The sequence below is a fragment of the Szabonella alba genome (assembly GCF_016765775.1).
GTDB classification, from domain to species: Bacteria; Pseudomonadota; Alphaproteobacteria; order Rhodobacterales; family Rhodobacteraceae; genus Szabonella; species Szabonella alba.
Genome location: NZ_JAESVN010000013.1, coordinates 42,011 through 63,840, shown reverse-complemented (window position 1 = coordinate 63,840; position 21,830 = coordinate 42,011). Strand labels below are relative to the sequence as shown.

General features: G+C 65.2%; 21 protein-coding genes. 5 read left to right on the top strand and 16 right to left on the bottom strand.

From position 1 onward, the window contains the following. Positions 1–178 precede the first annotated feature (178 nt). From JL811_RS18250 to JL811_RS18225, 6 genes are all read right to left on the bottom strand, one after another. Complete coding sequence (locus JL811_RS18250) at positions 179–778, bottom strand: superoxide dismutase (RefSeq protein ID WP_202690144.1); 600 nt, start codon at positions 776–778, stop codon at positions 179–181. Between the two features lie 172 nt (positions 779–950). Beyond that, positions 951–1,505: a sarcosine oxidase subunit gamma gene (locus tag JL811_RS18245; RefSeq protein WP_202690143.1), complete on the bottom strand. Its 555-nt coding sequence runs from the start codon at positions 1,503–1,505 to the stop codon at positions 951–953. Continuing rightward, positions 1,498–4,491 (bottom strand): sarcosine oxidase subunit alpha family protein, encoded by a 2,994-nt coding sequence (locus tag JL811_RS18240; protein ID WP_202690142.1) that lies wholly within the window; start codon positions 4,489–4,491, stop codon positions 1,498–1,500. Before JL811_RS18240 ends, JL811_RS18245 begins: the two co-directional genes overlap by 8 nt. A gap of 2 nt (positions 4,492–4,493) precedes the next feature. Beyond that, positions 4,494–4,811 carry a sarcosine oxidase subunit delta gene (locus JL811_RS18235; protein WP_202690141.1) on the bottom strand — a complete coding sequence of 106 codons (318 nt, stop codon included), beginning with the start codon at positions 4,809–4,811 and terminating at the stop codon, positions 4,494–4,496. 165 nt (positions 4,812–4,976) lie between these two features. Then, a complete protein-coding gene (locus JL811_RS18230) occupies positions 4,977–5,336 on the bottom strand; it encodes a hypothetical protein (RefSeq protein WP_202690140.1) in 360 nt (119 codons plus the stop codon). Positions 5,337–5,466: 130 nt separating this feature from the next. After that, complete coding sequence (locus tag JL811_RS18225; RefSeq protein ID WP_202690139.1) at positions 5,467–6,714, bottom strand: sarcosine oxidase subunit beta family protein; 1,248 nt, start codon at positions 6,712–6,714, stop codon at positions 5,467–5,469. A gap of 215 nt (positions 6,715–6,929) precedes the next feature. On the opposite strand from JL811_RS18225, the gene ccmI reads away from it, so the two are divergent. From ccmI to JL811_RS18210, 3 genes are read left to right on the top strand one after another with little or no spacing between them, the layout of a single operon-like run. Beyond that, positions 6,930–8,189 (top strand): c-type cytochrome biogenesis protein CcmI, encoded by a 1,260-nt coding sequence (gene ccmI, locus JL811_RS18220; protein ID WP_202690151.1) that lies wholly within the window; start codon positions 6,930–6,932, stop codon positions 8,187–8,189. Beyond that, positions 8,186–8,680: a Holliday junction resolvase RuvX gene (gene ruvX, locus JL811_RS18215; protein ID WP_202690138.1), complete on the top strand. Its 495-nt coding sequence runs from the start codon at positions 8,186–8,188 to the stop codon at positions 8,678–8,680. The genes ccmI and ruvX overlap by 4 nt, the downstream gene beginning before the upstream one ends. Continuing rightward, positions 8,677–8,907, top strand: a complete 231-nt coding sequence (locus JL811_RS18210) for a DUF1289 domain-containing protein (protein WP_202690137.1) — start codon at positions 8,677–8,679, stop codon at positions 8,905–8,907. The genes ruvX and JL811_RS18210 overlap by 4 nt, the downstream gene beginning before the upstream one ends. Before the next feature lie 46 nt (positions 8,908–8,953). Here the strand turns inward: JL811_RS18210 and JL811_RS18205 are convergent, their stop codons facing one another. Continuing rightward, the gene (locus JL811_RS18205; RefSeq protein WP_202690136.1) at positions 8,954–9,748 is read right to left on the bottom strand and encodes a heme-dependent oxidative N-demethylase family protein; all 795 of its coding nucleotides are present in this window, start codon (positions 9,746–9,748) and stop codon (positions 8,954–8,956) included. A 119-nt stretch (positions 9,749–9,867) separates the two neighbouring features. On the opposite strand from JL811_RS18205, the gene dddP reads away from it, so the two are divergent. Continuing rightward, complete coding sequence (dddP, locus tag JL811_RS18200) at positions 9,868–11,196, top strand: dimethylsulfonioproprionate lyase DddP (RefSeq protein WP_202690135.1); 1,329 nt, start codon at positions 9,868–9,870, stop codon at positions 11,194–11,196. Between the two features lie 36 nt (positions 11,197–11,232). Here the strand turns inward: dddP and JL811_RS20205 are convergent, their stop codons facing one another. The 5 genes from JL811_RS20205 to sciP all read right to left on the bottom strand — a co-directional run bounded on the left by JL811_RS20205 (position 11,233) and on the right by sciP (position 17,204). After that, positions 11,233–11,355 (bottom strand): hypothetical protein, encoded by a 123-nt coding sequence (locus JL811_RS20205; RefSeq protein ID WP_273542507.1) that lies wholly within the window; start codon positions 11,353–11,355, stop codon positions 11,233–11,235. Between the two features lie 80 nt (positions 11,356–11,435). Continuing rightward, the gene (gene recG, locus JL811_RS18195) at positions 11,436–13,523 is read right to left on the bottom strand and encodes an ATP-dependent DNA helicase RecG (protein WP_202690134.1); all 2,088 of its coding nucleotides are present in this window, start codon (positions 13,521–13,523) and stop codon (positions 11,436–11,438) included. Beyond that, the gene (gene ligA / locus JL811_RS18190) at positions 13,520–15,631 is read right to left on the bottom strand and encodes an NAD-dependent DNA ligase LigA (protein WP_202690133.1); all 2,112 of its coding nucleotides are present in this window, start codon (positions 15,629–15,631) and stop codon (positions 13,520–13,522) included. Before ligA ends, recG begins: the two co-directional genes overlap by 4 nt. Before the next feature lie 490 nt (positions 15,632–16,121). Next, entirely contained in the window at positions 16,122–16,832 is a 711-nt protein-coding gene (ctrA, locus tag JL811_RS18185) for a response regulator transcription factor CtrA (protein WP_202690132.1), read from the bottom strand. Between the two features lie 93 nt (positions 16,833–16,925). Beyond that, positions 16,926–17,204 carry a CtrA inhibitor SciP gene (sciP, locus tag JL811_RS18180; RefSeq protein ID WP_202690131.1) on the bottom strand — a complete coding sequence of 93 codons (279 nt, stop codon included), beginning with the start codon at positions 17,202–17,204 and terminating at the stop codon, positions 16,926–16,928. Between the two features lie 175 nt (positions 17,205–17,379). On the opposite strand from sciP, the gene mnmA reads away from it, so the two are divergent. After that, positions 17,380–18,516 carry a tRNA 2-thiouridine(34) synthase MnmA gene (mnmA, locus tag JL811_RS18175; RefSeq protein ID WP_202690150.1) on the top strand — a complete coding sequence of 379 codons (1,137 nt, stop codon included), beginning with the start codon at positions 17,380–17,382 and terminating at the stop codon, positions 18,514–18,516. A gap of 59 nt (positions 18,517–18,575) precedes the next feature. Here mnmA and lpxB read toward each other — a convergent pair whose 3' ends face one another. Genes lpxB through fabZ form a run of 4 tightly spaced genes read right to left on the bottom strand, consistent with a single transcriptional unit; the run spans position 18,576 to position 21,767 of the window. After that, entirely contained in the window at positions 18,576–19,727 is a 1,152-nt protein-coding gene (lpxB, locus tag JL811_RS18170) for a lipid-A-disaccharide synthase (protein ID WP_202690130.1), read from the bottom strand. Then, positions 19,724–20,533, bottom strand: a complete 810-nt coding sequence (locus tag JL811_RS18165; protein WP_202690129.1) for an LpxI family protein — start codon at positions 20,531–20,533, stop codon at positions 19,724–19,726. The genes lpxB and JL811_RS18165 overlap by 4 nt, the downstream gene beginning before the upstream one ends. Next, a complete protein-coding gene (gene lpxA / locus JL811_RS18160; RefSeq protein ID WP_202690128.1) occupies positions 20,530–21,315 on the bottom strand; it encodes an acyl-ACP--UDP-N-acetylglucosamine O-acyltransferase in 786 nt (261 codons plus the stop codon). The genes JL811_RS18165 and lpxA overlap by 4 nt, the downstream gene beginning before the upstream one ends. After that, positions 21,312–21,767, bottom strand: coding sequence for a 3-hydroxyacyl-ACP dehydratase FabZ (fabZ, locus tag JL811_RS18155; protein ID WP_202690127.1), 456 nt, complete (start codon positions 21,765–21,767; stop codon positions 21,312–21,314). The genes lpxA and fabZ overlap by 4 nt, the downstream gene beginning before the upstream one ends. Between the last annotated feature and the right edge of the window lie 63 nt (positions 21,768–21,830).

Below are 21,830 nucleotides of genomic sequence, written 5' to 3'. Positions count from 1 at the left end.
CTGCCCCCCTCTTTGGCTGCGCCAAATTCACCCCCCGGGATAGTTGGAGACAGAAAAAGGCAGGCAGAAGTTTGCAGCGGACAGCCGCGACCTCATGCCCCGGGACGGCGCGCAAACGCAAATGGCAGCCCCCTTTCGGCGGGCTGCCATCCGATCCGTTCAATGAGAGGGCCCGGCGTCAGAGACGCGCGGTGACCGCCTCCCAGTTCACCAGCTTGTCGAGGAAGTTCGTAAGGTAAGCCGGGCGCTTGTTGCGGAAGTCGATGTAATAGGAATGTTCCCACACATCGCAGCCCAGAAGGGCCGTCTGACCGAAGCAGAGCGGGTTCACGCCATTCTCGGTCTTGGTGATCTTCAGGCTGCCATCCTTGTCCTTGACCAGCCAGGCCCAGCCCGAGCCGAACTGACCGGCACCAGCGGCGGCGAAATCTTCCTTGAACTTGGACACCGAACCGAAAGCCTCGGTCAGGGCCTTTTCCAGCGCGCCGGGGATCTTCTTCTCACCCGGGCCCATCACTTCCCAGAACAGGTTGTGATTCCAGTGCTGGCTGGCATTGTTGAAAATCCCGCTTTGGGCAACCGCATCGGCCTTGTAGGTGCCCTTGACGATGTCGTCCAAGGACTTGCCATCCCATTCGGTGCCGGCAATCAGCTTGTTGCCATTGTCGACATAGGCCTTGTGGTGAATGTCGTGGTGAAATTCCAGCGTTTCCTTCGACATGCCCAGATCGGCGAGCGCATCATGGGAATAGGGAAGATCGGGGAGCGTGAAAGCCATGTCGTTTCCTTTCGAAAGAGTGCTTCGGGTTAACGCGAATAAGAGCCTTCGCGTTCCCGAGGTCAAGGGGAGCGGGTGAATTTGGCAAACAGAGTGCAGCCGCCGCTCCGCCCCGGCGTGGATCAGGCACCGGTTTCGGGCGCCGGGACGGGGTGAAGATCCGGCGACAGGATCAGGCGGAATACAACTCGCTTCCCGTCTGCGCGGAATGGGTCAGCAGCCCCATCACATAGCCTGCCACCGACCGGAAAGAGATCAGCGTGAACCCATCGTCTTCCGCCCAGAAGGCGCAGGCAACCTGCGCGGCGCGGCTGCGGCGCAGTTCACCGGGTTCCAGACGATCCAGATCGACCGGGCACAGCTTGGCCAGAACCTGCCCGGCCTTCACCCCCTCGATGCGGAAAACCGCGCGGGCATCCGAGATATCGGCCAGCAGATGATGTTCGCCCTGCAAAGCCTTGGAAAGACTTGCAAGAACCTCGGGCACCTCGGAATGGGGCAAGAGGATCAGCAGTTCATCCGACGACATCCAGCCTGCGGCGCGCGCGCCCTGACGCAGGATGCGGCGCTGTGCGGGCAGGGCCAGCCCGACCCCGGCCAGCGCCTTGGCCAGAACGGGCGCGGACAGGGTGGCCCGCAGGGTGATCATGCCGATGGGGCCGATTTCGCGCACCGTTGCGAAGCCTTCGAATACCGGATTGCCAAGCGCGCTTTGCGGTTCAGACATTCTGCTTCTCCCCGGTCTTGTCATAAAAGACCGGATCGGCCACCCGCGCCTTGACGGTTCCGCCATCAGTCTTGTTGAATTCCACGACTTCCCCCATCCGCGAAGGGCCGTGATGCAGCAGGCCCATGGCGATACCATGCTTCAAGGTCGGGCTGTAATAGGTTGAAGTCACACGACCTTGCACGTTGCGCTGGCCATTGTCATTGCTGCCCTCGGCCAGAATATAGGCGCCATCGGGAATGACCGATCCGTCCAGCGTCTCGAACCCCACCAACTGCCAGCGGTCGGGGCTGGAGAGATGATTGCGCTCCATCCCGCGCTTGCCCAGAAAATCGGCCTTCTTCTTCGACACGGCCCAAGCCAGCCCCAGATCCAGCGGCGTCACGGTGCCGTCGGTTTCATCGCCGATCATGATGAAGCCCTTTTCGGCCCGCATCACATGCAGCGCCTCGGTGCCATAGGGGGAGATGCCGAACTCGGCGCCCGCCGCAAGGCAGGCCTCCCAGAAGGCAAGGCCCTGGCTGGCGGGCACGGCGATTTCATAGCTGAGTTCACCGGAAAAGCTGATGCGGAAGGCGCGGGCCGGGATGCCCGCAAGACTGCCCTCGGACCATGCCATGAAGGGCAAGGCCTCTTTCGAGACATCCATGCCGCCCAGTTTTTCCAGCAAGGCCCGGGCCTTGGGGCCGACAACGGCGATCTGCGCGTAATGCTCGGTCAGATTGGCGGTATAAACCTTCCAGTCCCACCATTCGCATTGCAGCCAGTCCTCCATCCAGCCATGGATCCGGTCCGCCCCGCCCGATGTGGTATGGCAAAGCCAGGTATCCTCATCCAGACGCGCCACGACGCCGTCATCCGACAGAAAGCCCTGTTCGTTGCACATCAGCCCGTAGCGGCATTTGCCGACCGGCAGGGTCGACATCATGTTGGTGTAGAGCATGTCAAGGAAACGCCCTGCATCCGGGCCCTTGACGATGATCTTGCCCAGGGTCGAGGCATCCAGGAGGCCCAGCCCCGCGCGGGTGTTCAGCACCTCGCGTTTCACCGCATCGGCATGGCTTTCACCGCTGCGCGGATAGCAATAGGGCCGCCGCCACAGGCCCACAGGCTCAAAATACGCGCCATGGCTTTCGTGCCAGCCATGGACCGGGGTGCGGCGCAGCGGCTGAAAGATCTCACCCCGCGCCTCACCGGCCAGCGTTCCAAGCGTGACGGGCGTATAGGGTGGGCGGAATGTCGTGGTGCCGACCTGCGGAATATCCTCACCCAAAGCCTGAGCAAGAACCGCAAGGCCATTGATATTGCTAAGTTTACCCTGATCCGTCGCCATGCCCAAGGTGGTGTAGCGCTTGGTATGTTCGACAGATTCATAACCCTCGCGCGCGGCAAGCTGCACGTCGGAGACTTTAACATCATTCTGGAAATCCAGCCACATCTTGGCGCGCAGATCCGCGCGCGCCCCCTGCGGCATGACCCAGACCGGCGGGACCACCACCGACTGGCGGGCCAGCAGTTCATCCTGCACTTCGCCCAGACTGTCGGGATCCGCCCCCGCCACCTCACCCGAGGTCAGGATCGCATCGGGTTCAAAAATGCCAGCGGCGGCACCGGCGGGCGTCACCATCGCGCGCCCGTCATGGTTCAGCGGCGGGCGGGCCGGATCGGGCAGGAAGGCCGAAAGCCGGTCATCCCAGTTCAGCTTGCCGCCGCAATGGGACCACAGATGCACGACCGGAGACCAGCCGCCCGACATGGCGACGGCATCGCAGGAAATCTCTTCCAGCACCGCTCCCTCACCGGCCTGCAGGCAGATCTGCACGCCGGTCACGCGCTTGCCGCCCTGGACCTTGGCGATGGCCCGACCCGCCTCGATGCGGATCCCGCGCGCGCGCGCCGCCTCGACCAGCGGGCCTGCAGGCGCGGGGCGCGCATCAAGGATCACCGGCACCGCCAGCCCGGCATCGCGCAGCACCAGCGCGGTGCGATAGGCGTCGTCATTATTGGTCACGATCACCGTGCGGTCGCCGGGGGACACCGCGTGATTGACCACATAATCGCGCATCGCGGCGGCCAACATCACACCCGGAATGTCATTGCCCGCAAAGGACAGCGGGCGTTCGATTGCCCCGGTCGCGGTCACGATCCGGCCCGCGCGGATGCGCCACAGTCGCTGACGGGGGCGCCCGTCGCCGGGCGTGGCATCGGCAAGGCTTTCGGCGGCCAGCACATAGCCGTGATCATAGACCCCCGTCGCCGTGCAAGCGGCACGCAGGGTGACGTTGGGCAGGGCGTGCAACTCCTCAAGCGCCGCTGTCAGCCAGTCCCCGGCGGCCATCCCGCCGACCGCATCGCCATCGACCGGGGCGCGGCCGCCCCAATGCGCCGCCTGTTCCAGCAGGATCACCCGATCCCCCCGGCGCCCGGCGGACAATGCGGCCTGCAAGCCCGCGATCCCGCCGCCGACAACCAGAACGTCGCAGAAGGCATAGGCCTGTTCATAGCGGTCGGCATCGCGGTCTTTCGGCGCGCGGCCCAGACCGGCGGATTTGCGGATCACCGGTTCAAAGAGATGTTTCCATGCCGCACGGGGATGGATGAAGGTCTTGTAATAGAATCCCGCAGGCAGGAAACGCGCGGCATAGTTGTTGACCACGCCGATATCAAATTCCAGGCTGGGCCAATGGTTCTGCGATGTGGCCTGCAGCCCGTCGAACAGCGGCGTCGTGGTCGTGCGCTGGTTCGGCTCCAGCCGGTCATCGCGGCCCAGATTGACCAGCGCATTCGGCTCTTCCGGCCCCGAGGCCAGAATGCCGCGCGGGCGGTGATACTTGAAGGACCGGCCCACCAGCATCTGGTCATTGGCCAGCAGCGCCGAGGCCAGCGTATCGCCGGAGAATCCCGACAGCCATGTGCCGTTGAAGGTGAATTTCTGCGTGGTCTTGCGGTCGATCAACCGGCCACCGGAGGCAAGGCGGGTGCTCATGATCAGGCTTTCCAGTCGGGACGGCGGGCGCGGATCGCATCCAGGATCGCGGCCGGGGGTTCGGTTGTCTGCGCGGGATAGGTGCCGAACACCTCCAGCGTGGCGGTGCAGCGCGCGGCCAGAAACCACTTGCCGCAGCCATAAGCATGGCGCCAGCGTTCGAAATGCACACCTTTGGGGTTCTTGCGCGCGAACATGTAACTTTCGAACTCGGCATCGGTGGATCCGGGTCCGAAACGCTTCAGATGCGCCTCATAGCCGGGGGCAAGCTCGGTTTCCTCGGCGGTCACGCCGCAGCAGGGACAGGTCAGGGTCAGCATGAACGGGCCTCGCAAGCAAAAAGAGGCCGGAGGCTTCGCCCCCGGACCCCCAAGGTATTTGGGCCAAGATGAAAACAGGGCCAAGCAAAACGCATGGCCCGGGGGGACGCCTCCCCCCGGGACAATGGCTGGGCCGGACCGGGCACAGGCCAGGTCGTCTTGACGTTATTCTGCCGGAGCGGGTGCAGCTTCCGGAACGGGCGCAGGAGCGGTTTCGGCGCCATCGGTTGCGGCAGGCGGAGCAATGCCATCGGCGGCAGGGGCCATGCTGTCGGCAGCGGGAGCGCCGGCTTCGGGTGCCAGCGGCGCGTCAACAGCCGCAGGCGCGGTTGCCGGGGCGGTTGCATCCTCGGAGCCTCCGAAAAGGCCGAACAGCACGAGGGCGACAATGGCGACAACAGCGATGAGTCCGGCAATCGGGGCAACGCCCGATCCGGGCGGTGGCGTGCGATGCACCGGATCGGCGAGACGGGGGTCACCGGCATAGGGTTGGTTCCCGGGGAGGCGGTCTTGTTCATAGGCCATGACAGGGTGTCCTTTCCAGTTTCAACTTCAACTGGCAGGACAACAGACCGGAGGGCCGATCCGTTCCGCGCCGGATCGGATCGGGCGGCGCATGGGCAAAGGATTGCCGGAATTGCGGAACGGGTCGGCATCAATGCGCCACCCCGGCGGCGACGGATTCGTCAATGAACTGGCCCTCGCGGAAGCGCCAGAGGTTGAAATCGCGCGCCAGCGGCCCCGGTTCACCCTTGGCCATCAGTTCGGCCATGGCCCAGCCCGAGCCGGGGATCGCCTTGAACCCGCCCGTACCCCAGCCGCAATTGATGAAGCAATTGCCCAGCGGCGTTTTCGAGATGATCGGGGACCGGTCGCCGGTCATATCCACGATCCCGCCCCATTGCCGCAGCATCTTGAGGCGGCTCAGCATCGGGAAGGTCTCGACCAGCGCGCGCAGCGTCTCCTCAATATGATGGAAGGACCCGCGCTGCGTGAAATTGTTGAACCCGTCGGTGCCGCCACCGATGACCATTTCGCCCTTGTCGGATTGCGACATGTAGCCATGCACGGTGTTGGCCATGACCACGACATCCATGCAGGGTTTGATCGGTTCCGACACCAGCGCTTGCAGGGCCACTGCCTCGACCGGCAGACGGAAACCCGCCATATCGGCGACCTGCCCGGAATGGCCCGCAACCACGATACCCAGCTTATTGCAGCCAATGAATCCCTTGGTGGTTTCCACCCCGGTCACGGCGCCGCCCTCGGACCGCACGCCCTTCACCTCACATTGCTGGATGATATGCATGCCCATGGCCGAACAGGCCCGCGCATAGCCCCAGGCCACCGCATCATGACGCGCCGTACCGCCGCGCGGCTGCCAGAGCGCGCCCAGAACCGGATAGCGCGGCCCGTCGATATTCATGATCGGGCACAGTTCCTTGACCCGCTGAGGCGTTATGAATTCGGTCGCGACACCCTGCAGCGCATTGGCATGGGCCGTGCGCAGATAACCGCGCACCTCATGATGCGTTTGCGCCAGCATCATCACGCCGCGCGGGCTGAACATCACATTGTAGTTCAGGTCCTGCGAAAGGGTTTCATAAAGGCTGCGGGCCTTTTCATAGATCGCGGCGGACGGGTCCTGCAGATAGTTGGAGCGGATGATCGTCGTATTGCGCCCGGTATTGCCCCCACCCAGCCAGCCCTTTTCGATCACCGCAACATTGGTGATGCCGAAATTCTTGCCAAGGTAATAGGCCGTGGCAAGCCCGTGGCCGCCCGCGCCCACGATCACGACATCATAGCTGGCACGCGGTTCGGGACTGGCCCAGGCGCGATCCCAGCCGCTGTGATGGCGCAACGCCTCTCGGGCGATGGCAAAGACGGAATAGCGTTTCATGGCGCGACTCTCCGGGCATGGTTCCGTTCCGGGTTGTGGAACGGGACCGGGATATATCCGCACCCATGAGCGGCACAATCGGGTTATTTGCGACATGCACGTGCGGGACGGGTGCGACAGGACGCGCAGGGGCTGCCGGGTGAATAAACCTTTTGCCCGGGCGGCAGAGCGGATAGAGGAAGAAGAAGCGGAAAGGACGGAAAAACGTGTCGGATATGCTGTTCTGGGCGATGGCCGGGGCGATGACCCTTGGCGTGGCAATGATCCTTTTGCAGGCGCTGCGGCGCGGCGGTGAGGGGCTGGAGCTGCGCGCGGCTGAATTCGATGGGCGGGTTTATCGTGATCAGCTGCGCGAGATCGAGCGCGAGGTCGCGCGCGGTATCGTCACCGAGGATGAGGCAGGACGGATGCGGGCCGAGGTGGCCCGGCGTCTGCTGGAAACCGACAGGGTGCTGTCGGCGGCAGAGGCACAGACGAATACCGGCACAAGCACCGCAGGCGCATCGCGCGGTGCGGTGATGGTCGGGTCTCTGGTTCTGGTCACGCTGCTTGCGGGGTTCTGGATCTATACCCGGCTGGGCGCGCCCGGCACCACCGACCTGCCCCTGCAATTGCGTCTTGAACTGGCCGAGGACCGCCGCGCCGCCCGCCTGCCGCAGGCGGCATTGGAGGCAGCCCTTCCGCCCTCCCCCCCGCTGGCGGGGGTGGATCCGGATTTCGCGCGGCTGGTCGAACAGTTGCGCGCAACAGTGGAGGAGCGGCCCGACGATTTGCAGGGGCATCAGCTTCTGGCGCGCAATGAGGCCAATCTGGGCAATTTCGACGCCGCCCATCGTGCGCAGGCCCGCGTCATCACGCTGAAGGGCAATGCGGCAACGGCACAGGACCGGCTGCTGCATGCGACCCTGATGATTCAGGCGGCGGCGGGGCAGGTTTCCCCCGAGGCGGAAAACATCATCCGCGCGGTGCTGCAGGGCGATCCGCGCAACGATACGGCACTGTTCTTCGCGGGGCTTTTGAACCTGCAGATCGGCAGGCAGGATCTGACCTTCCGCTTCTGGCGGCAATTGCTGGATACCGCCCCCCCCGAAAGCCCCTGGCGGCCCGAGGTGCGGGACCGGATCGAGGAACTGGCGCGGATTGCAGGCGTGCGCTACGAATTGCCGCCCGAAACCACCACCGCGCAACCGGCCCTGCCCGGCCCGGCAGCGGCCGATATAGAGGCGGCGGCAGACCTGTCCCCCGCCGAGCGCGACGAGATGATCCGCGGCATGGTCGAAGGGCTGAACGCGCGTCTGGCGACCGAGGGCGGCACGGCGGATGAATGGGCGCGGCTGATCCTTGCGCTGGCGCAACTGGGTGAACGGGAGCGCGCCGAAGCGATCCGGGCCGAGGCACTGGTGAATTTTGCGGGCCGCGAGGCGGATCTTGCGCGGATTGCCGAGGCCGCAAGCCGTGCCGGACTGACCGAATGACGGCTTTTGATGATCTTGAGGGTTTTCTGGCCGCGTTACCGCCACAGGGCGCGCTGGCCGGGCTGGATTTCGGCGAAAAGACCATCGGCGTCGCCATCTCGGACCGCCGCCGGATGGTCGCCAGCCCTGACAGCACGATCCGCCGCGTGAAATTCACCCTTGATGCCGAGGCACTGCTGAAGCTGCTGACCAAGCGTGAGGTGACCGGCATCGTTCTGGGCCTGCCGCGCAATATGGATGGCAGCGAGGGGCCGCGCGCGCAGGCAACCCGGGCCTTTGCCCGCAACCTGTCGCGGATCAGCCCCCTGCCCCAGACCTTCTGGGATGAACGGCTGTCGACGGTGGCCGCCGAACGCGCGCTCTTGGAGGCGGATACGTCGCGCAAACGTCGCGCCGAGGTGATCGACCATGTCGCGGCGGGTTATATCCTGCAGGGGGCGCTGGACCGGTTCGGGTTTCTGGCACGTCAATCCGGCGGGGGTGCGGCATGACCGATGAGATCTGGAAACGCGATGAGGTGGAAAGCCCCTGTATCAAGATCTGCGTCGTGCATCCCGAGGCGCGGATCTGTCTGGGCTGCTACCGGTCCATCGACGAAATCGCCGCCTGGTCGCGCATGACGCCCGAGGCGCGGGCCGTGGTGATGGCAGACTTGCCCGCGCGCAAGGGCCGTCTGGGCCAGCGGCGCGGCGGCCGGGCGGGGCGTCGGACGCCCTGATCGCAGGCCCGGGGGCCCGTGGATATTTGCGATAGAGAAGAAGAGGCTAGGCGCGGGCCGCCAGCAGCGAGGCGCGCGCCTCGGGGTCAAGATCGGCAATCCGGATCACTGTTGTGTGGATTGCAAAAACCACGGCGCGGCTTTGCGGCAGGCGCAGCAGGCATTGGCGTTCAGATCGCAGGTATAGTTTCTGAATCGGTTGCGGGCGCGCCACGCCCTCGGCCCGGGGCTGATGCAGGGTCGGATCGTCATAGATCAGCGCATTGCCGCGCCAAAGCGGCTGTTCCGGGCGGATCGCATCGAAAAGCCGCTGCACGCGGGCGGCGAGATTGGGACCGTATTCCGGCACCGGGACATGAATGCGCGTCAGCGGGCGGCCGATCTTCTGCGACAGGGTCCAGCTTGCGGGAAAGCACAGAATGGCACCTGCCAGCAGATGCTCTGCCTGCGCGCCCGGAGCCATGTCCGGCATCAGGATGCAGAAATCGGTCTGCACGAGGCGTCCGAGGGTCAGAAGCGGTGCCGAGCGATCCAGTGGGATCCGCGCGCCATCCGGGCGGAGGACGTGATCGGCGGCAAAAGTGAAACCGGGCAGACGGGTGAGGCGGTCCAGAACCAGATCCAGCAGTTCCCCTGCGGCGGCACGCGCCCCGGGCAATAGCGCATGGACCACATCGGGATCGGCGGCGATCAGGCGGTCCCGTTCGGCCATCTGGCCGGCATAGGCATCGTCAAGGCGCAGCCAGTCCTCCCCCGCGACCGGCAGGATGCCGGGCAGGCGTTCTGTGGCGGGGTTCATCCAGATCGCCTCGGGCAGGCGCGATTGCAGGATCGGTTGCATGTCCGAGGAATAGGAGGTCAGGCGGCGCGCGGAAAGCCCGATTGCGACAGGCGATGTCGCGGCATCGGCAGCACAAGTCCTCAGATGCGGAAAATCTAGACCAAAGGGAGGGCCCCGCCATGGACAGACCGCGCAAGATCGACCCCGGCCGGGGTGCCCGGCTGGGCGATGGCAGCCCGAATGACAATGACCGGATCGAGATCGGGCCGACGCAGCGTGCCTTTGGCGAATGGGCGGCGGCGGGGCTGGCGCTGCCCGATCTTGCCGCGATGCGCCACTGGCGCTGGCGGCGGCTGACCGAGGCGCTGGTGGCGCAGGGTATCGGCGGGCTGTTGCTGTTCGATCCGCTGAATATCCGCTATGCGACCGACACCACCAATATGCAGTTGTGGAACAGCCACAACCCGTTCCGCGCCTGCCTGCTGTGTGCCGACGGGCATATGGTGATGTGGGAATATCGCAATGCGCCCTTTCTGGTGACCTATAACCCGCTGGTGGCGGAACTGCGTTCGGGCGCGTCCTTTTTCTACAATGTCTGCGGCGACCGTACGGCGCAGGATGCCCGCGATTTCGCAGCGCAGGTGACCGAAGTGATGGCGGCCCATTCGGGCAGCAACCGGCGGCTGGCTGTGGACAAGATCATGGTCCACGGGCTGCGGGCGCTGGAGAGTGCCGGGTTCGAGGTGCTGGAAGGCGAGGTCGTGACCGAACGCGCCCGCGCCGTGAAGGGCCCGGACGAGATTGCCGCGATGCGCTGCGCCCATCATGCCTGCGAGGCGGCGATTGCCGAAATGGAACGCTTTGCCCGGGCCGAGGTCCCGCGCGGGAATGTCAGCGAGGATGATATCTGGGCGGAACTGCACAAGGGCAATATCCGGCGCGGTGGGGAATGGATCGAGACGCGGCTCTTGGCCTCGGGGCCGCGCAGCAATCCGTGGTTTCAGGAATGCGGGCCGCGCATCGTGCAGCCGAATGAGATCGTGGCCTTCGACACCGATCTGATCGGCGCCTATGGCATCTGCATCGACATTTCCCGCACATGGTGGATCGGGGACCGCGCGCCGCGACCCGACATGATTTCTGCCATGCGCCATGCCCGGGACCATATCGACAGCCATTTCGAACGGCTGCGCCCCGGGGTCACGATCCGGGAGTTGACCCATGGCGGGCACGTTCTGGAGCCCGAATTCCAGCGGCAGAAATATTCCTGCAAGATGCATGGTGTGGGGCTGTGCGATGAATGGCCCTTCGTGCCCTATCCCGACGACTGGGTGGACGGCGCCTTCGAGACCGCGCTGGAGCCGGGGATGGTGCTGTGTATCGAAGCGCTGGTCAGCCCGGAAGGCGGCGACTTCTCGATCAAGATCGAGGATCAGGTGCTGATCACCGAAACCGGCGCAGAGAACCTGACCCGCTATCCGTTCGATCCGGCGCTGTCGCCGCCCTGACCCTTTGTCATCCCGGTCATCGGATCAGCGCGGGCATCAGATCAGACCGGGCAGCGACAGCCCTGCCACCAGAACCGCGAAAAGTGCTGTAACCCCCAGCGCATCCTCCAGCAGCGTGTCGCCCGAGCGGGTGATGACGGCCTTGATTTCATTCAGCATGGCAACCTCCTGCATCCCGTTGTTGCTATATTGTTCTCATATGATTCGGGCTCTGTAAAGAACTTTATGAGAACAAACCATCAACCGACCGAGATCAGACGGATCGCGCGATCCTGATCCAGCAGCCAAAGCAGCGCGCGCACCGCCATGCCGCGCGGGCCGGAAAGCTGCGGATCCTGCATCAGGAGCGCCCGCGCATCCGATTGCGCCACGGCCATCAGGGCAGCCTGACGTTCCAGATCCGCAACGCGGAACCGGGGCAGGCCCGATTGCGCCGTGCCGATCAGATCCCCCGCGCCGCGCATCGCCAGATCCTCTTCGGCGATGCGGAACCCGTCCTCGCTGTCGCGCAGCACCTTCAGGCGGCGCGCGCCGCTTTCCGACAGCGGCGCCTGATACAGCAGCAGGCAGGTCGATTGCGCCGTGCCGCGCCCGACCCGGCCGCGCAGCTGATGCAGTTGCGCCAGACCGAAGGTTTCGGCCCGTTCCACCACCATGATCGTGGCAGCGGGCACGTTGACCCCGACCTCGATCACCGTGGTCGCGACCAGCACCTGCGTCTGTCCGGCCACGAAACCCGCCATGGCCGCGTCCTTTTCGGCAGCAGGCATTTGGCCATGGACCAGCGCCACGACACCCTCGCCCAATGCCGCACGCAGCGCCTTGAACCGCGCCTCGGCCGAGGCGTAATCCAGCACCTCGCTGTCTTCGACCAGCGGGCAGACCCAATAGGCCTGGCGCCCCTCGGCCACCGCCTGACGCAGCTTGGCGATCACCTCCTCCAGCCGGTCGGTCGGGATAAGCGCGGTGCGGATCGGCTGACGGCCCGGGGGTTTTTCATCCAGAACCGAAACATCCATATCGCCATAGCTGACCAGTGCCAGACTGCGGGGAATGGGCGTTGCGGTCATCACCAGCACATCCGCCGACTGGCCCTTGGCGCCCAGTTCCATCCGCTGTGCAACGCCGAAACGGTGCTGTTCATCGACAACCGCCAGCCGCAGATCGGCAAAGTCCACATCCTTCTGGAACACCGCATGGGTGCCGACCAGTATGCCGATGCGCCCCGCCGCAAGATCGGCCAGTTTTGCCGCCCGTTCCGCCCCCTTGTCGCGGCCCGTAAGAAGGTCCAGCCGCACGCCAGCCAGCGCCGCCAGCGAGGCCAGACCGTCGTGATGCTGGCGCGCAAGAATTTCCGTGGGGGCCATCAGCACGCCCTGCCCGCCCGCCTCGACCGCAACCAGCAGCGCAAGGAAGGCGACCAGCGTCTTGCCCGATCCGACATCGCCCTGCAGCAGGCGGTTCATCCGCAAGGGTGCTGCCATATCGGCGGCAATCTCATCCACCGCGCGGGCTTGTGCGTCGGTGGGCGCATAGGGCAGGCCCGCCAGAACCCGCGCCCGCAACGCGCCGTCGCCTTGCGTCACCCGGCCCCGTGTGCGCCGCAGCGAGGCGCGCGCCAGCGACAGCGTCAGTTGATGCGCAAACAGCTCATCATAGGCGAGCCGCTCCCGCGGCCCGGCGGTGGGGGCCAGATCGGCGGCCGAGGCCGGGGCATGGGCGGCGCGCAGCGCCTCGGCCCAGCCGGGCCAGCCCTCCCGCGCGATCAGCCCCGGGTCGATCCATTCGGCAAGATCCGGCAGACGCGCCAGCGCCGCAGTCACTCCGCGCGCCAATGCCTTTTGCGTGACACCCGCCGTCAGCGGATAGACCGGTTCATAAAGCGGCAGCTCGCGCGCCTCACCGGGCAGCAGGATATGGTCGGGATGAACCATCTGCGCCAGCCCGTCGAAAAGCTCCACCCGGCCCGAGACCAGCCGTCTTTCCCCGACCGGCAATTGCCGCATCAGGTAATCACCCCGCGCGTGGAAAAACACGAGTTGGAAATCCAGTGCTGCGTCGCGCACCAGAATGCGGTGGGGGCGGCCCTTCGTGCGGGGCGGCTGATGGGCGACGATCTCCACCTCGACCGTAACGACACCCGGCAGCGCGGCATCACGCAGACTGCCCCGCCGGGCACGGTCCACCCCGGAATGGGGCAGCAGGAACAACAGATCCCTCGGGCGCTCCACCCCCAGCCCGGCAAGGGCAGCCGCCGTTTTCGGCCCGATCCCATCAAGCGTTTCAAGCCCGGCAAACAGCGGGAAAAGCGTCTCGGGGCGGGTCATGCCGTGCCGATGAGGGCAAGCCAGGCATCCTCATCAATCGTTTCGATGCCCAGACGTGCTGCCTCTTTCGCCTTGGATCCCGCCCCCGGCCCGGCCACCAGCAGATCGGTCTTGGCCGATACGGACCCCGAAACCTTCGCCCCCAGCGCCTCGGCCCGCGCCTTGGCCTCGGCCCGGGTCATCTTTTCCAGACTGCCGGTGAACACCACGGTCTTGCCCGCCACCGGACTGTCGACAGGGGCACGGGCCAGAACCGGCTGCACCTCCAGTTCGGCGGCCAGCGCGTCGATGGCCTCGCGTTCACGCGGATTGTCGAATGCGGCAATGACCGAACCCGCAAGCACCGCCCCCACCCCGTCAATTGCCAGAAGATCGGCCCACTCCGCCCCCTCCCCGGCCTTTGCCGCCCGCATTGCGGCCTCAAAGCCGGGCCATGTGCCGTAATGGGCGGCAAGCAGCGCGGCGGTCGTCTCTCCGACATGGCGGATGCCAAGGGCAAAGATCAGGCGGTTCAACGGGATACGGCGCTTTTCCTCGATGGCGCGGAACAGGTTTTCGGCGGATTTCGGGCCCCAGCCCTCCCGGTTTTTCAGCTGTTTCAGCCCGCTGCCATAGCGGTCTTGCAGACGGAAGATATCGGCGGGAGTCGCGATCCAGCCGTCTTTCCAGAACGCCTCGACCTGTTTTGCGCCCAGACCTTCGATATCGAACGCATTGCGCGACACGAAATGCTTGAGCCGTTCAACAGCCTGCGCGGGGCAGATCAGCCCGCCACTGCAGCGGCGCACGGAATCCCCTTCGTCGCGCAGCGCGGGGCTGCCGCATTCGGGGCAGTGATTGGGAAAGACGTAAGGCAGGGCCCCGGGGCAGCGATGCGACAGGTCGAGATCGGCGATTTTCGGAATCACATCGCCGGCGCGGTAAACCTGCACCCGGTCGCCGATGCGGATATCCTTGCCGTCGCGGATTATCCCACCTTTGCTGTCACGGCCCGCGATATAATCCTCATTATGCAGCGTGGCATTCGACACCACGACCCCGCCCACCGTCACCGGGGCAAGCCGCGCCACCGGCGACAAGGCCCCGGTGCGGCCGACCTGAATGTCGATGGCGCGCAGTTCGGTCCAGGCGAGTTCGGCGGGGAATTTATGCGCGATGGCCCAGCGGGGTGTGGCCGACCGGAACCCCAGCCGCCGCTGCAGTGCCAGATCGTTGACCTTGTAAACAACCCCGTCGATGTCATAACCAAGACTGCCGCGCTGCGCCTCGATCATGCGGTAATGGTTCAGCAATTCGGCAGGGGACTGACAAAGCCGCGTCAGCGGATTGGTGCGAAAGCCAAATCCCGCCAGACGTTCGATGGCCCCCATCTGGGTTTCCGCCAGCGGTTCGGACAGCGCGCCCCAGGCATAGGCGAAAAACCGCAAGGGCCGCGCGGCGGTGATCGCGGCATCCAGCTGGCGCAGGCTTCCGGCGGCAGCATTGCGCGGATTGGCAAAGGTCTTGCCGCCGCGTTCGGCCTGACGCGCATTCAGCGCCACGAAATCCTCATGCGCCATATAGACCTCACCGCGCACTTCCAGCAGGTCGGGAGCACCGGAAATCGTGGTCGGGATATCGACAATGGTGCGGGCATTGGCGGTCACGTTCTCACCGGTTTCGCCATCACCGCGTGTTGCCGCGACGGTCAGCCGCCCACCTTCATACCGCAGCGACAGTGACAGGCCGTCGATCTTCGGTTCCGCCGTCCAGGCAAGCTGCGGATCGCCCCCCAGATAGCTGCGGATCCGGCGTTCGAATTCCTGAATATCTTCATCGTCAAAGGCGTTTTCGAGACTCAGCATCCGCTCGGCATGGGTGACCTTGCCAAAGCTTTCGGAAGGGGCGGCACCGACGCGGTCGCTGGGGCTGTCGGCGCGTTTCAGGTCCGGAAACGCCGCCTCGATCGCGGCATTGCGGGACTTCAGCGCGTCAAATTCGGCATCCGTGATCTCGGGCGCATCCTGACCGTGATAGGCGTCATTAGCCGCCGCGATCTGGGCGGCCAGCCGGGCCAGTTCTGCCGACGCCTCATCGCGTGTCAGTCCGGAAATATCGTGATCCTGCATGAACGCCCCCTGCCCGCCGGTGATTCAGGTTTAGGGTCAGCCTGCGCGCAGGTCCAGAGGCGGCGCACCGCCCACCCTTCGCCTGGCAACGGAAACGGGACGCCAAACCCGGGTGAGGAACCAGAGCAGCCCCGACAATGCGGTGCCCGCTGGGGTGCTGGCGTTTCGGGCGTTTCGCAGGCTGAACACGCCGGAAGGCAGGGTCAGCACGGCAAAGGCAGGGCCGGAGTAACGCCGGCAAGAACCTGCGACAGACCGATCCGACCGGCGACAGCCCCTTAAACAGACGGTCAGGCCCGCCCGCATCGGGAAATGTGGCAAGCCCAGCCGAAGCGCAGATCCGGAACGCGCGCCACAAGTATGCCCTGCGCATGACTGGCCCGATGGCGGGGCCCGTCCGATGGCGGGGCGGTCCGATGGCGCGCGTTCGGTGGCCAGACGCGACGCAGCTAAGGCATAGTGCCCGCGCCCGTCATTCCGCAGCGTGGTGTCAGGCCCCCATTGCGATCTGCTGCATTTCGCCCGGCGCCGGATCGCGCAGCACATAGCCGCGCCCCCAGACGGTTTCGATGTAATTGGCCCCGCCCGTCGCCTCGGCCAGTTTCTTGCGCAGCTTGCAGATGAAGACGTCTATGATTTTCAATTCAGGCTCATCCATGCCGCCATAAAGGTGATTGAGAAACATTTCCTTCGTCAGGGTTGTGCCCTTGCGCAGCGACAGAAGTTCCAGCATCTGATATTCCTTGCCGGTCAGATGCACCGATTTGCCGTCCACATCAACGGTTTTGGCATCGAGATTGACGCAGACAAGTCCGGTGCGGATCACCGATTGCGCATGGCCTTTCGACCGCCTGATGATGGCATGGATACGCGCGACCAGTTCTTCGCGGTGGAAGGGTTTGGTCAGATAGTCATCGGCCCCGAAACCGAAGCCTCTCAGCTTGCTGTCGGTGTCATCAGACCCTGACAGGATCAGGATCGGCGTTTCGATCCGCGCCAGCCGCAACTGGCGCAGCACATCATGACCACTCATATCCGGAAGATTGAGATCCAGCAGGATCAGATCGTAATCATAAAGCTTGGCAAGGTCGATGCCCTCTTCCCCCAGATCGGTGCAGAAGACGTTCAGATTGGCATGGGTCAGCATCAGTTCGATACTGCGTGACGTAGTCGGATCATCTTCCACAAGAAGAATGCGCATCAAAAACTCCACATCAGGTCTGGCTTCATTAACGATACTGGGGGGCAATGGTTAATCAGCCGTTACTCTGACACAGAGCAGACACCAAACAATTTAAAGTTGTCTATGCTTCTGAATCGCGGTCACCTTCAGCCCGCTTTCCCCGTGCGTTTCCACCGCTGCCCGCCAAAGTGCGAATTCTTCTTCCGACAGCGCATAGCGTTCCAGCGCTTCGCCAAGCGACAGCAGACCATGAATCACGGCCTGCACAACTATGGCCTTGCGGCTGGCAACCCAGCGGCGTGTGTCGGGCGCGGGCAGATCCGCGCGGCTGAGAACCGAGCCGTCAGGCAGCGTCACCTGCCGTGGACCCGCCACCTTCTTGAGAAACATTGCGCACTCCTTCCACCACCGGCCCCGCACCCCCATGGACCTTCCCGCCCCCAAGACTGTGGCATCAGGCTTAAACAAGCGTGAAATGCGGGGTTGAGACTACATTGCATTTTCCTATATTGCGGCCCATCACCCCTCTGTCCGAAAGCGCAGCCCCATGCCGCTCGACCAGCCCCTGAATTCGCGGCCCCTCAATTCGCTGGGATTCGCCAAGCCCCCGTCCGAAACCCGTGTCGTCGTAGCGATGTCGGGGGGGGTGGACAGTTCTGCCGTGGCCGCACAACTTGCCTCGGAAGGCTATGACGTGGTGGGCGTGACGCTGCAGCTTTACGACCACGGCGCGGCGCTGGCGAAAAAGGGCGCCTGCTGTGCGGGCCGCGATATCCATGACGCGCGCCGCGTGGCCGAGACGATGGGCTTTCCGCATTATGTGCTGGATTATGAAAACACCTTTCGCGAGGCGGTAATCGACGAATTTGCCGATGCCTATCTGGCGGGGGCGACGCCGGTGCCCTGCATCCGCTGCAATGAACGGGTGAAGTTCAAGGATCTGCTGGCCACGGCGAAGGATCTGGATGCCGATTGCATGGCAACCGGGCATTACATCCAGCGCAAGACCGGCGCCCATGGGCCCGAACTGCATCAGGCGGCCGATCCCGCGCGGGACCAGAGCTATTTCCTGTTCTCGACCACGGCGGAACAATTGTCCTATCTGCGCTTTCCGCTGGGGCATCTGCAATCGAAGGCCGAAACCCGGGCGCTGGCCGCGCGCTTTGGCCTGCCGGTGGCCGACAAGCCCGACAGTCAGGACATCTGTTTTGTCCCCGATGGCAATTATGCCGCCGTGATCGAGAAACTGCGCCCCGGCGCCGCCGATCCGGGCGAAATTGTCGATCTGGAGGGCCGGGTGCTGGGCAGCCATCGCGGCGTGATCCATTACACCATCGGCCAGCGCAAGGGGCTGGGCATCGGGGGGCTGGGTGATCCGGTCTATGTCGTGCGGCTGGACCCTGAAACGCGTCGTGTGGTGGTGGGGCCGAAAGAGGCGCTGTCGACCCGCAGGGTGCCGCTGCGCGAGATCAACTGGCTGGGCGATGCACCGCTGGACAGCCGCGCGGAATGGGCGGTCTCGGTCAAGGTGCGTTCAACCCGGCCCCCGCGTGAAGCGATCCTGCGCCCTGTTTCGGCAACCGAGGCCGAGGTGGAACTGCTTAACCCCGAGGAAGGGGTTTCCCCCGGTCAGGCCTGCGTCTTCTATGATCCCGGTTCAAGCCGGGTTCTGGGCGGCGGCTGGATCTGGCGCGGGCGCTGACAGCGCCTGGCAGAGCAGGGTGTCAGAGGGGGGCCAGCCCCCCTCCCCCCGGGATATTTTCAGACAGATAAAGCGGACGCACGGGCGTCGAGACGGGCGAGAACCGACCGCGCGGCGCGCAGGCCAGGCGGATCACCGCCCCGGCCAAGGCGTTCCATCGTGAGATCCATCGCCGCGATCTGTGCTGCGCGGGGCGGCCCGTCGCGCAGCAGATCCAGCAGCGCAGGCGCGATCCGGTCAGCCCGGCAGTCGGGCCCCAGGAATTCCGGCACCACGCGGGTTTCGGAGACCAGATTAACCAGTGTAACGGTATCAACCAGCGCCATGCGGCGCATCAGCCACATGGTCAGCGGATGCATCCGGTAGGCGATGACCATGGGGCAGGCATTGGCCGCAAGCTCCAGACTGACCGTGCCCGAGGCGGCAAGCGCCGCATCGGCGGCGGCGAAGGCCTCGGCCTTGCGGGCCGGATCGGTTACAATCTCGGGGCGGACCGTCCAACCGGCGGTCAGATCACGCAGCAGGGGTTCAAGATGTGGCAGCGTCGGCAGCACGGCGCGGACCGCAGGGTGGCTGGCCTTGATCCGCTTCAGCGTTTCACCGATCACCGGGGCAAGGCGCGTGACCTCCCCCCGGCGTGAACCGGGCAGGGTCAGGATCAGCGGGCCATCGCTCGCGAAGGCCGCCGCCTCGTCCCGGGTTGCGCGGGGGTCGGAGACGACCGGGTGACCGACAAAATCGCAGGTCATTCCGGCAGCGGTCATATAGGGTGGCTCGAACGGCAGCAGGGCCAGCACATGATCCACCACCTGCGCCATCTTTGCCGCGCGTCCCGGTCGCCAGGCCCAGACCGAGGGCGCGACATAATGGATCACCGGCAGGTCGGGGCGGGCCGCCTTGACGATCCGCGCAACGCGCAGGCAGAAATCGGGGCTGTCGATGGTGACAAGCGCCGCCGGTTGCGCCGCCAGAACATCGGCAGCCACCTGCCGGATGCGGGCCCTGAGATCGAAATAACGCGGCAGAACCTCGGCCAGACCCATGACCGACAGGGTTTCCATCGGGAACAGGCTGCCCATGCCCATGGCCTGCATCTGCGGCCCGGCAACGCCCTGAAAACGGATGCCGGGGCGCAGGTCCTGCAGCCCGGCCATCAGGGCCGCACCCAGCCGGTCGCCCGATGCCTCACCCGCGATGAGGTATAGCTTCACGCCCGCGCCCAGAGGAACAGACCCTGCGCGGTGGCGCGGGCGGTCATTACAGGCAGATCCAGCACAATCACCCCGCCCGCCTGCCAGACCATCCCGCCCAGACCGGCATCGGCCGCGCGATCCACCGTTTCGGGGCCAAGGGCAGGCAGGTCGACGCGGCGGTCCTGTCCGGGTTTGGGTGCCTTGTAGAACAGCCCCCGACCCTGCCCGGCATCCGGGCGCAGCGTCAGCGGGATCTGCGCCACGCCGCGCAGCATCGCATCGGTGCCGGGGATCGCCTCGACGCCAAGGCAGAGGCCCTGCTGCACCACGCAACCCTGCCCGACATCCACCGACCCCAGCGCCGCAACAATCGCGGCGGCGCGGGTCGCGTCGGCCTCATCCCGCGGACCGGGCGTGCCGCAGATCACCCCAGCGCCGGGAACCAGCGCGGGGGCCAGATCCTCAACCCCGACGATGGTCAGCCCGGCCTCTTCAAACAGGGCCAGCACCTCCCGCAGGGTCGCATCATCGCCCCGTTGCATCGCGGCCAGAAGGCGCGGCACGATCCGCGCGGTCTGCGCATCAAACAGCGACGGATCCAGCCGGGGCCTGCGCACCGCCCCCGCGAAACAGACCCGCGTGATACCCTGATCGCACAGATGGTCCAGAAAGGGGATCAGCCGTTCGACGCGGAACTGCAGATCCGGCGTGATGCCGGACGGTTCAAACCCTTCAAGCGCCGCGACAAGAGGGCGCGCGGGCATGGCGGCGGCAAGGCGGGCGGGCAGGACCCCTGCCCCGGCGATCAGGGCGGTATCGGTCATTTCGGCGTCAGAAAACTGCGGTCGCTGGCCGAGAGGATGAAATCGGTCATCTCGCGGACATGGGCGCTGTCGGTTTCCTCGGCCAGACGGCGGGTTCGGTCCAGAAACGACCCCTCCCCCTGCGCCAGCATCTGATAGGCGGCGCGCAGCGCGGTAATCTCGGACCGTTCCACACCGCGCCGCTTCAGCCCGACAAGGTTCAGCCCGTCCAGAACGCCGCGCGGCCCCTGCACCAGCCCATGCGGCAGCACGTCATTGGTGACCATCGTCACCGCGCCGATGATGGCGCCATGCCCGATCCGCACCCATTGATGCACCCCCGACAACCCGCCGATGATCACATCGTCCCCGATCTGGCAATGGCCCGCGATGGCGGCCTGATTGGCAAGGATCACCCGGTTTCCAAGCGTCGCGTCATGCCCGACATGCGAGCCGGTCATCAGAAGGCAGTCATCGCCCACCCGTGTCACGCCGCCGCCGCCCTCGGTGCCAGTGTTCAGCGTCGCGCCTTCGCGGATCCGGCAGCGCGCACCGACCACCAGCCTTGTGCGTTCGCCCTTGAATTTCAGATCCTGCGGCACCTCACCGACACAGGCAAAGGGCCAGATCACTGTGCCCTCGCCCACTTCGGTCCAGCCGGTCACCACGGCATGGGATTTCACCTCGACCCCCGGACCAAGCCGGACCTCGGGTCCGATGATGGAAAACGGGCCGATCCTGCAGCCCGGGCCAATCTCGGCGCCCGGTTCAACGATGGCGGAGGGGTGAATTTCGGCGCTCATGCCTTGGGCAGATCCATCATGGCGGTGAATTCCGCCTCTGCCGCCAGTTCACCATCGACCAGCGCGCGGCCTGCGAATTTCCAGACCTTGCCGCCGCCGCGTTTCACCGTGACATGCAGTTCCAGCACATCACCCGGCACCACCATGCGGCGAAATTTCACCGCATCCAGCCCCATGAAATAGACCAGCAGGTTCTTGTCGGCCAGATCCAGTGACACGCCCACCAGCACGCCCGAGGTCTGGGCCAGCGCCTCGACGATCTGGACGCCGGGAAACACCGGCTTGTCCGGGAAATGGCCCTGGAATTGCGGTTCGTTGAAGGTGATGTTCTTGATCCCCACCGCCGAGACATTGGGAACGATATCGCGCACCTTGTCGATCAGCAGGAACGGATAGCGATGCGGCAGGATGCGCTGGATCAGCGCAATATCGGCGGTGGTGGGCAGGGTCATGCAGGCCTTCCGGTTGAGCGGCCCCTGCATCGGTCGGCAGGGGTCCGGTTAAGGGGGGCATTG